General features: G+C 41.5%; 13 protein-coding genes. 6 read left to right on the forward strand and 7 right to left on the reverse strand.

Annotated features, from left to right (window positions below):
* Window positions 1–160: 160 nt before the first annotated feature.
* Window positions 161–2,464 carry a transglutaminase TgpA family protein gene (locus V7K44_RS27775; RefSeq protein ID WP_334936424.1) on the forward strand — a complete coding sequence of 768 codons (2,304 nt, stop codon included), beginning with the start codon at window positions 161–163 and terminating at the stop codon, window positions 2,462–2,464.
* Between the two features lie 25 nt (window positions 2,465–2,489).
* Here V7K44_RS27775 and V7K44_RS27780 read toward each other — a convergent pair whose 3' ends face one another.
* Window positions 2,490–2,753, reverse strand: coding sequence for a LexA family protein (locus V7K44_RS27780; protein WP_334936446.1), 264 nt, complete (start codon window positions 2,751–2,753; stop codon window positions 2,490–2,492).
* Window positions 2,754–3,168: 415 nt separating this feature from the next.
* On the opposite strand from V7K44_RS27780, the gene V7K44_RS27785 reads away from it, so the two are divergent.
* Window positions 3,169–4,500 carry a hypothetical protein gene (locus tag V7K44_RS27785; protein WP_334936426.1) on the forward strand — a complete coding sequence of 444 codons (1,332 nt, stop codon included), beginning with the start codon at window positions 3,169–3,171 and terminating at the stop codon, window positions 4,498–4,500.
* 151 nt (window positions 4,501–4,651) lie between these two features.
* Here the strand turns inward: V7K44_RS27785 and V7K44_RS27790 are convergent, their stop codons facing one another.
* The 3 genes from V7K44_RS27790 to V7K44_RS27800 all read right to left on the reverse strand — a co-directional run bounded on the left by V7K44_RS27790 (window position 4,652) and on the right by V7K44_RS27800 (window position 7,616).
* Window positions 4,652–5,089 carry a response regulator gene (locus V7K44_RS27790; protein WP_334936428.1) on the reverse strand — a complete coding sequence of 146 codons (438 nt, stop codon included), beginning with the start codon at window positions 5,087–5,089 and terminating at the stop codon, window positions 4,652–4,654.
* Between the two features lie 606 nt (window positions 5,090–5,695).
* Complete coding sequence (locus V7K44_RS27795) at window positions 5,696–7,063, reverse strand: DUF3370 domain-containing protein (protein WP_334936430.1); 1,368 nt, start codon at window positions 7,061–7,063, stop codon at window positions 5,696–5,698.
* 31 nt (window positions 7,064–7,094) lie between these two features.
* Window positions 7,095–7,616 (reverse strand): pyroglutamyl-peptidase I family protein, encoded by a 522-nt coding sequence (locus V7K44_RS27800; protein WP_334936432.1) that lies wholly within the window; start codon window positions 7,614–7,616, stop codon window positions 7,095–7,097.
* 58 nt (window positions 7,617–7,674) lie between these two features.
* On the opposite strand from V7K44_RS27800, the gene hisH reads away from it, so the two are divergent.
* Window positions 7,675–8,310 carry an imidazole glycerol phosphate synthase subunit HisH gene (gene hisH / locus V7K44_RS27805; protein ID WP_094352505.1) on the forward strand — a complete coding sequence of 212 codons (636 nt, stop codon included), beginning with the start codon at window positions 7,675–7,677 and terminating at the stop codon, window positions 8,308–8,310.
* A gap of 84 nt (window positions 8,311–8,394) precedes the next feature.
* On the forward strand, window positions 8,395–8,940 hold the full coding sequence (rsmD, locus tag V7K44_RS27810) for a 16S rRNA (guanine(966)-N(2))-methyltransferase RsmD (protein ID WP_334936434.1): 546 nt from the start codon (window positions 8,395–8,397) through the stop codon (window positions 8,938–8,940).
* Between the two features lie 97 nt (window positions 8,941–9,037).
* On the opposite strand, the gene petG is transcribed toward rsmD, so the two are convergent.
* Window positions 9,038–9,151, reverse strand: coding sequence for a cytochrome b6-f complex subunit V (petG, locus tag V7K44_RS27815; RefSeq protein ID WP_063721252.1), 114 nt, complete (start codon window positions 9,149–9,151; stop codon window positions 9,038–9,040).
* A gap of 209 nt (window positions 9,152–9,360) precedes the next feature.
* Between petG and V7K44_RS27820 the strand changes: the two genes are divergently transcribed.
* Together V7K44_RS27820 and V7K44_RS27825 are read left to right on the forward strand one after the other, a co-directional pair.
* Window positions 9,361–9,735: a cytochrome c gene (locus tag V7K44_RS27820; RefSeq protein ID WP_334936436.1), complete on the forward strand. Its 375-nt coding sequence runs from the start codon at window positions 9,361–9,363 to the stop codon at window positions 9,733–9,735.
* Window positions 9,736–10,385: 650 nt separating this feature from the next.
* On the forward strand, window positions 10,386–11,150 hold the full coding sequence (locus tag V7K44_RS27825; RefSeq protein WP_334936438.1) for a peptidylprolyl isomerase: 765 nt from the start codon (window positions 10,386–10,388) through the stop codon (window positions 11,148–11,150).
* Window positions 11,151–11,195: 45 nt separating this feature from the next.
* Here V7K44_RS27825 and V7K44_RS27830 read toward each other — a convergent pair whose 3' ends face one another.
* The gene (locus V7K44_RS27830; RefSeq protein ID WP_334936440.1) at window positions 11,196–11,447 is read right to left on the reverse strand and encodes a hypothetical protein; all 252 of its coding nucleotides are present in this window, start codon (window positions 11,445–11,447) and stop codon (window positions 11,196–11,198) included.
* A gap of 18 nt (window positions 11,448–11,465) precedes the next feature.
* On the reverse strand, window positions 11,466–11,811 hold a 346-nt coding region (locus V7K44_RS27835; protein ID WP_334936442.1), incomplete at its 5' end, for a hypothetical protein.

Genomic DNA, 11,811 nt, shown 5'->3' on the forward strand with positions numbered 1-11,811 from the left:
CTCGATTTACTGTGTCACCCATTTCTTGTGTATTTCCATCTCTACCCCTTAGATATCATTTTTTAACACAGTGCTAGGGTAGCAAATTACTTCCCCCGCATTGTGTTTGTTGCATCTACATCATTGCTTCTACTAGACTCAAATGTTTAACTTATCCAGGATGAATCGGTTTTGGCGTATCCCTGTAGGTAATTTCTGGCGGCAAAATCCGCAGGGTTCGCCTTTGATTGAAGTGGAAGATTCAATTTTATTGCGGGTGCTAGTGCTAGCGTTGGTTATTTTGGGAATTGTGGCGACGGATATTGCCGCTGAGACTTCATTCAGTTTTTGGGCGTTACCCCTGAGTGTTGTGGGTGCAATTTGGAGTTATTATCGTCGCCGCGATCGCAATATCGCAATTAAATTCTGTATCGCCATTGGAATGTTAGTAGCACTGGGTGCTTTCTTTGGGCGATTAGTAGGAGAGTTGAATGATACGCGGTTGGGTTTGGCAGAGTTATTAATTCAACTCCAGGTGCTGCATAGCTTCGATACACCCCGCCGGAAAAATTTGGGCTATTCGATTGTGATCGGACTGATTTTATTAGGTGTGGCAGCAACCCTAAGTCAGACTTTAGCATTTGCACCTGTGTTGCTGTTATTTTTAGCGATCGCTCTGCCAACTTTAGTACTAGATTACCGTTCGCGCTTGGGTTTGCAGCCATTAAAAACTCAAAAGGAAAAATTCAATCAGAAGAATTCCTCAAGTCTTAATTTTAAATTTTTAATTCTAACTTTTTTACTAATTGTCGGTCTGGGGCTGGCAATTTTTGCTGTTTTACCCAGATTTCCGGGCTATCAATTACGGAATTTTCCTGTAAGTTCTGCTATTCAAGTAAAAAGTAATTTCACAGGTCGTAGTATCATTAATCCCGGTTATGTCCGTCAAGGGAAAGGTGAGAATCAAGGGAGTGGTAGCGGTGGTACAGGACAAAATAAAACTGGTCAACCAGGTAAAGTAGATAATAATTTTTATTACGGTTTTAATAGCCAAATGAATCAAAACCTGCGGGGCGAGATGAAACCCAAGGTTGTCATGCGGGTGCGATCGCAAGCTGAGGGTTTTTGGCGAGTATTAGCATTCGATCGCTATACAGGTAAGGGATGGGAAGTTTCTCGCAATGAAAATGTTACGACTGTTAGGCGATCGCCTTGGTCTTATCAAATTTTTCTTTCCCCATCTGTGCTTACTGGTAAAACCCAAGAGGTAGTACAAACTTATACAGTGGTGTCGGATTTGCCTAACCTGATTCCGGCGATGACTTATCCCAAGGAAGTTTACTTTCCAGCACCAGTGATCGCTGTTGATAAAGAAGACGGATTGCGATCGCCTGTAGAATTATCACAAGGTCTTACATACACAGTAGTTTCTGAAGTGCCATACCGCGATCGCACTTTGTTAGGTGAAGCTTCTACTAAATATCCACAACAGATTAAAAAGCATTATCTGCAAATTCCTCCCGAAATTGCTGAAAAAGTCCGGCAACGTACCGAAGAAATCCTCGCTAACTACAATCAAGAAAAAGTCACAAAGTCTGCTAAAAGCCTGGATTCACCCTACGAAAAAGCTCTCTACTTAGCTCAATATTTAAAGCAACGTTACTCTATTCCCCAAAATCCCTTAGAACTACCTTATTTGAGTGAAAAAGAAGACTTGGTAGAAACTTTTTTGTTTAAGCAAAAGGGAGGCTATCCAGACCACTTCTCTACAGTTCTCACGGTGATGCTACGTTCCATTGGCATCCCAGCGCGGTTGGTAGCAGGGTTTAGTTCAGGAGAGTTTAATCCATTTACAGGGCTATATGTTGTCCGTAATACTGACGCTTATGCGATGACGGAAGTGTATTTTCCTAAATATGGTTGGTTTGCTTTTGACCCTATTCCCAATCATCCTCTGATACCACCTTCAATAGAAGACACTCAGACTTTTAGTGTGTTGCGCCAATTGTGGCATTGGGTTGCTGGCTGGCTACCTTCTCCGGTGACAGGTTTGTTGAATAATGTATTTGAGACACTATTTAAGTGGGTGATTAGAGCGATCGCTTGGTTTTTAGCTTTATTCTCTCAAGGTTGGTTCGGCGTGTTGACTGGCTTAATCTTGTCAATTACAGCAGCTTTCTTCGCTTGGCTGGGTTGGGGTCAGTGGCGAGAGTGGCGCAACCGTCGATGGTTAAAGAAATTGCCAGCAATGGAGAGCCTTTATCAACAAATGCTGCAATGGACAACCCAAAAAGGTTTAGGCAAACATCCAGCACAAACACCTTTAGAGTATGCCAGAGTCTCATACCAGCATCATGCTCTAGCAACTGCTGAGGTTATAGATGAAATTTGTCAAGCTTATGTTGGTTGGCGTTATGGTGGTCATACGCCTAACTTGCAGCAATTACGACAAAGATGGCAAGGTTTAAAAAAAGCTGCTAAGTAACTCATCAATGAGTCTTGTACAAAGGTTATCCATTCGGCAACCTTTTTGATAAATTGCGACGAATAGCACTTTTGACAATTCCTGAAATATAAATTGCTCCTTCAGAGCGTCTGATTGGCTCGTGGTTTTCATTCTCCGATACTAAAACTACTTCTCCTTTTTCCCTGCTATAACGTTTAACTAAAGTCTCATCATCCACAGAAACTATAACAATCTCTTGCTCCTTAGGATTTTGATATAGAGGATTAATCAATTCAACAATTAACCAATCACCAGGATATATACCAATACCTAATTCCCATTTTTCTTTATATTTATAACTCTCAAAAAACTCCTACCCCAAGAAATTGAATTCATTGGACGAATTCTCTCAAGAGTTTTTTGTACAAGAAACTCTGGACTTTCTGCGCTTTCTCAAGCACAAGCAAGAATCAGAAAAAAGACGCACTTCCCCTACAGTTTCACTCTCGGATGAGGTCGCGTAATTCCTGACGAGCAATTACATCCAGTCCAATTGTGGGTTCGTTGAGGAATAGTACTTTAGGTGTATGGAGTAAGCGGGCTGTGCAAGATGTCGTTTTTAGTATGCCTACACGATCAAACCTATTCTGCTAAGTGTGCATCTCTATAAATCTAGCTATTGCTAGATGCTGAAATTCTCTCAAAGGCTATAATTTACATCTGTTGCACCGAGAGATTAACTTGTGGATGCCATATTAGAACGATCGCACGAATTAAAACAAGCCTTAGTTGATTTTGTCCTTCATGCTGAAGGAGAACTGGCACAAGCGCTGGAAACTTATGCAGCAGAACAGTTGCGCCGTGGAAGTGGTGATAATACACAGCAGGACTTAACCATCGATAGCTTTTTGACAGCCGGGAAAGTCGGTGATAAGTCTCCATTAGAGTTGTTTATCGAAAGCCATCCAGATTTAGCAGAAAGCGATCGCAGCCTGATCGACAGTTGGCATCATAGTTTTATTGGCTTATTTGCCATCACTAGTATTTTACCTGATGGCTTTGAATTGACGAACTGGTTGACAGATAAACGCTACATCGTCAAGCCAAACAATACTCAAACATTACAGGCAATATCTCGGTTGAAAGTCGGAGAAATCTTGCTAACTCGCATTTCTCCCGTTACCGATAGCTACTGGATGTTTTCTGGCCCCTACACAATAATGGGTAAATTAGGTAAACCAAAACTTGCCGTAGCAATTGGTAATTTCAAAGAAAACTATAAAAGTAATCTTTACAGCGATGCTCCAGACTTACTAGAAGAAGCTTGGCAGTCAGTAGAAAAATATCATCAGCAGTTTGTGGACTTTTTTGGTACTGATGAAATTACACTATCTGGATACCAGCTTAATAAAAAAATAGCAGAATTTCAAGAAGTAATTACTGAGAAAACTTTTGCAGCCGCAGGAATTGATACTTCTAAATCTCTGGCTGAAGTGGCAGAAGCAGCTGGCATTGGCGATGAGGAAATAAAAGCCGCAGCACAAGAATTTGGTGCTGATTCCAACGTAGTCTCTGAAATGTTTAACAGCAAAAGCAGTAAGAGCAAAATGGTGATGCCAAAGGTTGATTTACCTGCTGAACTCAAGAAAGCAGAACAGGTAACGGCTCTTTCTCATCCCCGTTGGGGACAAATGTTTTTACCAACATATAGTAAGGTACAAGCAATCTTATCAGCAGAAGACTGGCAAAGCGTTCCAGGGTCTGAAAAATTAATTCGCTACTACCTGGAAGATAAAAGTATTAATGCTTTTATTTGGCATCGATTAGCACAACAGTATCCAACTCAATTAGAAAATGTGTTGCAAGCATTTTTGCAACGTCCATTTAGGCTTGAAAGTGACTTGGATACACTTTTGCAAGAATTCCACAAACCTATCGAGCCAGAGTTGCCAGACATTGCCAGTGTACCCATACATTTGCATAACTTATTTCAGGAAGCTTTAGGAGAAGTTAGCAAATCTAAGCCAAAGGGTAAGGGACAACAAAAGTCAGTAAAGGGTTTTCAACGAGGTTAACAAATATATTCAATATATAATCCTACTCACTTAGGGTTATATGGTTTCCTTTTTTAAAGTCGTTTTTAGGAGTGTATAGCTAGCTGTGCGCTCCCACAGAGTATTGTGTGAAATCACGATCAAAAACGAGATCGAGGCTAGCTAGTTATATTTAAAGATTCGTAGATAACAGGTGAACAATCTCATCTACAATTTCTTCTGGACTCTCAAGCTTGACTAGAAATCGATCAAAACCAGCATTTAAAGCCTTATAGCTTGAGACTTCCCGTGTATAAGAAGTGATAGCGATCGCAGGCAACTCTCTTATAGATGGGCAAGAATTCACTCGAATTTGCTCAATTAACCAATTTCCATCATGTTCGGGCAACTTCATATTGCACAGCAGAATATCGGGATGAAGCGATTCGACCAAAATAAGGGCTTCTTCTGCGTAGCTTAAAGCCATTACCTCTGCACCTGCTGCTTCCAAAATGAAGGTGAGCAAATCTGCAATATCTGGCTCATCTTCTACCAGTAAGATTAGGGTTCCAACAAGTTGCTGGAGCGAATTTAACTCAGTTTCTTGATTGATTTTTTGATCCGTTGCCATACCATCCTTTTATTGCTTGCTATAGTCTGCTATTTCAATTGCAACCCATAGAGCGGAATAAGTATTCACCCTAAATACACAAATTTGGGGTGAAAAGCTTTATCAATATGAAGAAGTTAATTCACGGATCGCATTCACCGCCCTGTTAGGTAAGCGATCGCCCCGAACAAATTATCTATGGCCACAGGCTTTAATAACCATTAGTCAAAAATAATTTTAGTTAGTATAATAAATCACGCTACTTTCTCTAACTAGATTTGGGTAGTGTATCTGGGTTACGCTCTCCAAAATCAATAAAAACAAAAGAATCAATGCGTGAAATCAAACCTTGGACTACTACCTTAGTAGTCACAGTATCTATTATTGCAACTTCAATAGGCGTTTACAATCTTGAATCGTTTTTAAACACTGTCTGTTTGATAAATACTATGCCTGCTATCAGTAAGCATTGTAAGCCATTGTCCTAACTGAGTACCTCATAACAAATGTGCTTTTGAGCCGTGCCAAGTTGGTAAACAGTAAAGCTTTAGGAATCAGTTGACTAATATTTTTTGGTAATAGGTAATTGGAGAAAAGCCCTTACCCATTACCCATGACTATGACTCATTACCGAGGTTCAGCCTGAGTTGAAACTGTCAATACTTGCGGTGGTGTAGCATCCGGCGGATAGAGAAAGTCTACTTCTACCAAAGAGCGATCGCCTGGTTTCATCTTTAATAAAACTAACGGTTCTCCTGGTTGACCTCTCTTTTGCACTAAATGCACAAACTGAGTTTGTGGCTGATTTTGGTCATTTTTGTAACGTACCCGCACTGTCCCTCGGAAGAATACTTGAGGAGCGGGTGTACTCAGAAAGCGTAACCCTGGTTTGACTAACTGATCCTCCTTGAGTGGTGTTTGTATCGACACACTAACAGTTTGAGAACTTTGAGTATTGTTGTATAGCGGCAACTTCAGATTATATTGAATTCCATAGTTGCCATGAGCGCGATATGCGGTGTCAGGATAGCGCACCAGCATAGGCGCACTTTGAATTTGACCAGTTCCTAATGTACCGCCATGCAGGGTACTCAGAGCGTAGGAAAACACTTGACCAAGCTGGGGAATAGTTAGATACCTAGCTTTAGGATTATCTACTAATAAGGCTCTCCATCGTGAACCACCAACCACTCCCGCAACACGCCCATAAATTCTTGGCTTGCCAGTTTCCTCTAAGGGAGTGGGAGTTTTATCTCGTGGCCCAGCTAAATCGCCATTATCTAGTAAATTCTGCCACTCTTCTAAAGTAGGCGATCGCTCACTGCCATCAGGATTAACCCGTGCAAACATCGCTAGGCTAGCTGCATAGACAGTGCCATCACTTTGCAGTCGCATGAATGTAGACCGACCATTCAGGGGTGGTGTCAATCCCTGCACAGGAATTGGCAAATTGAGTAACATTCGACTTTGCTTTGGTGGAATCTCAATTTGGGCAGGGAAAATCTCTTGTCGCACTCCCCGAAGCACATCAGACATAACGCGATCGCCTGGCCCGGCAAAAACTTTACCTAAAAGATTTTGACTAAAAGATGGTAATTGAATAAATGGTGCATCCGGTTGACTCAAATAACTCGCCGCTTGCCAAATATTTACCTTAACTGGTTCAGAACCAGGATTATGCAAAATTATCCCTAAATAAAGAGAACGTAAATTCTCTGCTGGTTCAGCCCTCGCAACGTGATGGGCAAAAATATCAAATCGTCCCCGAAAGGGAAAATTTAGATGCGCTGTTGGGACTTTTTTCCCATCTGGTGGAAAGGTGGAAAGTAAAATTCCTTCTTTCAAGACTAATTCTGGACTATTGCTGTTAAACGTTGGTACTGTATCCAATTGGCCTGGTAAAGGTCGTACTTCTTGTAGTTGCACGACTTCTTCAGGTGGTGGTGTAGCAGGAGTTAATTGGGCAATTGGGAAAATTAGTAACAATGGCAACATATACTTAGATATTTATTTCACCATACAGACATTAACAACTTGATGAAAGTGCCAGTTTGTTAATAATTAATACGAAATCGGCAAGAATCCCCGCCAAATTTTCTTGATTGAGAACTGGAACGTGGATAAAAATACAACGTGACGTAAGTTGATTTTGGCTTAAGTAGTCCAACACTGAATAGTAAAGACCTTCACAGACAAATTTCCCACAGTCGTGGCTAATTTGTATTGCCACTGCTCCCGCCACTAATTTTTCTAAATCAACTTCTGTCTGTAAAACAATTTCTCCACAGCTAGCAACCGCTTCCACACTTAATTGTGTACGGCTTGCAGCCATGCCACAACAGATGATGTAATCAGGTTGGATTGCCTTGATTTTTTCCATTACCTGAGTACTGGCAAGTTCCACATCTACGGGTAACTGGCGTAGAAAAGTTAAGTCATGTGGTATCAGATAAAGTTTGGTAACTTCAAGTAATAAATCATCAGAAGAATTTGACTGTTGATCTTTTAGCCAAGTGTCAAAAGAAGTTAATAGAATTCTTTTCTTCATAACAAATATTATTTAGAATAGAAAAACCCTCCATAATAAATTTACAAGGAGCAGGTAAATGCCAGTAATTGCGGTCGTAGATTATGAGATGGGAAATTTGCATTCAGTCTGCAAAGGCTTGGAAAAAGCTGGAGCAACTCCTAATGTTACTTATTCTCCAAAGGAGTTAGAGCAGGCAGATGCTATAGTCCTACCGGGAGTGGGAGCATTTGATCCAGCAGTGCAACACCTGCGATCGCGTGGTTTAGAACAACCGATTAAAGAAGCGATCGCATCTGGTAAACCTTTTTTGGGAATTTGTTTAGGATTGCAAATTCTCTTTGAATCAAGTGCAGAAGGTACTCAACCAGGACTAGGAATTATCAAAGGAAAAGTGCGGCGGTTTCGTCCCGAACCTGACATCACTATTCCTCACATGGGCTGGAATCAACTGGAAGTTACTCAACCAAAAAGTATTTTGTGGGAGCATTTGCCGTCAGATCCTTGGGTGTATTTTGTCCATTCCTACTATGTTGACCCAATAGACCCGCTAATCCGTGCAGCAACTATCACTCACGGTACTCAAACCGTTACAGCTGCGATCGCTCATGAAAACCTGATGGCAGTACAATTTCACCCCGAAAAATCCTCTAATATCGGATTGCAAATCCTGTCTAATTTCGTTGCTCAAGTCCGCGAAAAAATTCCTGCCTAATATTCTTTTTGTCATTTGTTCTTTGTCTTTTGTCTAAAACTAATGACCAATGACTAATGAATAATGACCAATGACTAATAACCAATGAGCCTGAGAATTTACGGTAATCGCCAGCTAAAAACTTTACCAGGAAAAGAAACTAGACCGACTAGTGCGCGAGTAAGAGAGGCAGTCTTTAATATTTGGCAAGGACAAATTACAGGTTGTCGCTGGCTAGATTTATGCGCCGGTACTGGTTCAATGGGTGCAGAGGCTTTGTGTAGAGGAGCCAGCCTAGTAGTGGGAATTGAACAATCGAGCCGAGCCTGTGCCACCATCCAACAAAATTGGCAGCACGTAGCTAATGCTGACCAGGAATTTCGGGTATTGCGGGGAGATATTGCCCAGCAGTTAAAGACTTTATCAGGTAAACAGTTTGATAGAATCTACTTCGATCCACCTTATGCCAGTGGATTGTACCAGCAAGTATTAGAAGCGATCGCTCACCATCAATTTTTAGATCCTAGCGGCGAAATCGCAGTTGAACACGCCTCACAAGGTTGGACTCCGCCAGAGATTCCCGCTTGGGAAATTTGCCGCCAGAAAGTTTATGGCAACACATCACTTACTTTCTACAGAATTGTGGAATGACAGGAATGGGGAGGGGGGAAGAAAATTACTTCCCTGTTATCCTTATCCCCCTTCCCTCATCTCACTCAGCACTCAGCACTGGGCACTGGGCACTCCCTCATCCCCCCAGTTGATTGGGGCGCTTGTATTGCTTATATGCAGCGTAAAAAAGTCCGGCGAGAGTGACGAAAACTAGACCAAGGACAATACCTGATAGCAGGGGTTCAACCACTGTAAATCTCCTCTTTGTAATTATTAAATATTCGTTGCCTATTTTTGATTTTACCAAATTTCGTATGAATCCTGCGCCCTACAGCCTTTTGGAGGGCAACTGCCTACAAGAAAATAGTCTTCTGTGCTTGCAGACACAATCAAGAACTTTTAAGCTATGTGTAGGAAATGAAAACTTTTTAGCACACCTAGACTTTCACAGCAAACCTTTTGGATAACCAGATTACCAAACCTGAAATTTTGATTCAGCGGATCGTTTTATTGACGCTGGCTATACTGCTAGCAGTCACTTTGAGCTTTTTTGGTGTTCAGTTGGTTCAAGCCTCCGATCCTTATGTCAAAAGCGTTCTATCCCTAACAGGAAACCCAGTTCAAGGACACGCGATCTTTCAAATTAACTGTGCTGGTTGTCATGGCTTAGAAGCAGACGGGCGAGTGGGACCTAGTTTGCAAGCTGTTTCAAAGCACAAGTCTCGGTATGGGCTGATTCACCAAGTGATCAGTGGCGAAACACCGCCAATGCCAAAATTCCAACCTAGTGCCCAAGAAATGGCGGATCTTTTGAACTATTTAGAGTCGTTATAGACTTTAGAATTTTTGGTTGTAGGATACATACAATACCCTTATGTAAAAAGGCAGAATAAGATGTGTGCCTTTTTATACCTTTAATAAATGTAAAAAGATCCCTAGATACTCGATAGCGATTGCACAGTGTCTCGTAGAGACGCTTTAGCAACGTAGGAGCTTTGCCCTTGGCACATCACGCCTGCTCTCTCTACTTGAGAAAATTTCAAACACTTAGGTGCGAGACGCTGCGCGTAGCTTGCGTCCCCGTAAGAGTAACGCGTACTAACGTCCTTCACGTCTCCCCTTATCTACCAAACGCTCTTTTGAGGTTGGGAGAAGAACCGCGACACTAATACCACTGTGCCTCTATACATAATAAATAGAAACCTCAAAATAGCCTAGCTCCGATAAACTTCGTCTTCTAAAGTCGTAGTGGCGAGAACTATCTTTTGTCTTTATATTTACATCCACTAGTATTTGCGTAGAATCTTTGATAAAAACTCATATAAACTGTATATTTTTAAGTATGTTAGCAAGTAACTATTTAATTATTGCGAAAGTGAGGTTAGTATACCTAACTCTGTAGAATTAAGGTAAAAGCTCCTAGTAAATGGGCTACGGTATAGCTTCTTTAACAGACTAAATATTCTTGAGATGCCCGAAAGCTAATGACTGAAACGATCCAAATCGGTAATCGTACAATCACAGCTAGTGAACTGATTTCCTTACTGGCAAGTTACCAAATGCTGCCACAGTTGCAGCGAGAATTGATCATTGATGAGGCAATAGAGCAAAACTCTCGCTCCGCCAAGATTGCAATAGAGTGTACACCAGAGGAAGTAGCCCAAGCTAAACAGCAGTTTTACGCCGAAAAACAGTTCAAAAATGAAGAAGACATCCAGGCTTGGATGGCACATCAAGGGCTGAATCCAGATCAACTAGAAGTTATCACCACTCGTAAGCTGAAAATTGAAAAATTCAAGCAAGCCACTTGGGGTAATAAACTGGAATCTTACTTTTTTCAGTCCAAGGCAAAACTGGACAAAGTAATTTATTCCCTACTACGAACCCAGGATGTGGGAATTGCCCAAGAACTATACTTCAGGATTCAGGCAAAAGAAAACTCTTTTGCTGATTTGGCGCGGGAATACTCACTCGGACCGGAAGCCCAAACTGGTGGCTTGGTAGGACCGATTGAACTGAATGCACTACATCCGATAATGGTGCAAATGCTCTCTAGCAGTCAACTAGGTCAGATTTTGCCCCCTACCCGTATCGCTGAATGGTTTGTAATTTTGCGTTTAGAAAAATTTATTCCAGCACAACTGGATGAATTTATGAAAATGCGTCTCTTGAATGAACTCTTTGAAAACTGGCTACAAGAACAGCAAAAGCAAATCATGTCTGCACCACAAGCGCAGGGGGATACGTGACAGGCGATAAACCTTTAACCAATCGAATACCGTCTAAGCCCTCTTCTAAGAAACCAGATTTCCTGAGTGCTGAGGAATAAGCTCAAAACCAAAAGCCTGGGCTTTTTTGTGGAGGTTGTTGACCATTCGCTCTCCGTAACGGGGCTCATAATAATCCATGCCAGGATCGGTATAATCTTTTCCTGTTGTCCAAAGTTTGTAGAAAAACCGTGCAATCTTATGAGCAGTAGCAGTAATAGCTTTGGGAGCGCCAAAGCTAGAACGTAAACGAAGATAAATAAAACGCGCCCAAAGCAATCACGTTGACGGATATAGCTACATAAAATGATGTTGGGAATCAATATCAATACCAGCAGCATTAGGATGAATCGGATTAAGCTTCGATGTACTGGTTACAGATTGGCGATTCGGAACTGAAGATTTCTGTTTTTTCTTCATTTTAATTCCCCTTGTCTCAAGTAGCATCAAAGTTGAGAGTGTGCCTTTACCCAGGTTGACGGAATTATACAGTGTTCTAAACAGGATGAAGAGGGATACATTACCCAAAAAGTTTAATAAACCAAAAACCCCAGGCTGTGGGGCGTGGGGCTTTTGGTTATGAATTATAAAACCTGGCATCGAGCTATTTTTGCGTAGGGCTACCCCTAAACTATCGTTGCCG

This window comes from Nostoc sp. (assembly GCF_036917235.1).
GTDB lineage: Bacteria > Cyanobacteriota > Cyanobacteriia > Cyanobacteriales > Nostocaceae > Nostoc.

Bases quoted from the DNA above. Each gene is read 5' to 3' on its own strand.
- V7K44_RS27790 (WP_334936428.1), bottom strand. From the start codon at position 5,089: ATGGCAACGGATCAAAAAATCAATCAAGAAACTGAGTTAAATTCGCTC.
- V7K44_RS27825 (WP_334936438.1), top strand. From the start codon at position 10,386: ATGACTGAAACGATCCAAATCGGTAATCGTACAATCACAGCTAGTGAA.
- hisH (WP_094352505.1), top strand. From the start codon at position 7,675: ATGCCAGTAATTGCGGTCGTAGATTATGAGATGGGAAATTTGCATTCA.
- rsmD (WP_334936434.1), top strand. From the start codon at position 8,395: ATGAGCCTGAGAATTTACGGTAATCGCCAGCTAAAAACTTTACCAGGA.
- V7K44_RS27795 (WP_334936430.1), bottom strand. From the start codon at position 7,063: ATGTTGCCATTGTTACTAATTTTCCCAATTGCCCAATTAACTCCTGCT.
- V7K44_RS27775 (WP_334936424.1), top strand. From the start codon at position 161: ATGAATCGGTTTTGGCGTATCCCTGTAGGTAATTTCTGGCGGCAAAAT.
- V7K44_RS27800 (WP_334936432.1), bottom strand. From the start codon at position 7,616: ATGAAGAAAAGAATTCTATTAACTTCTTTTGACACTTGGCTAAAAGAT.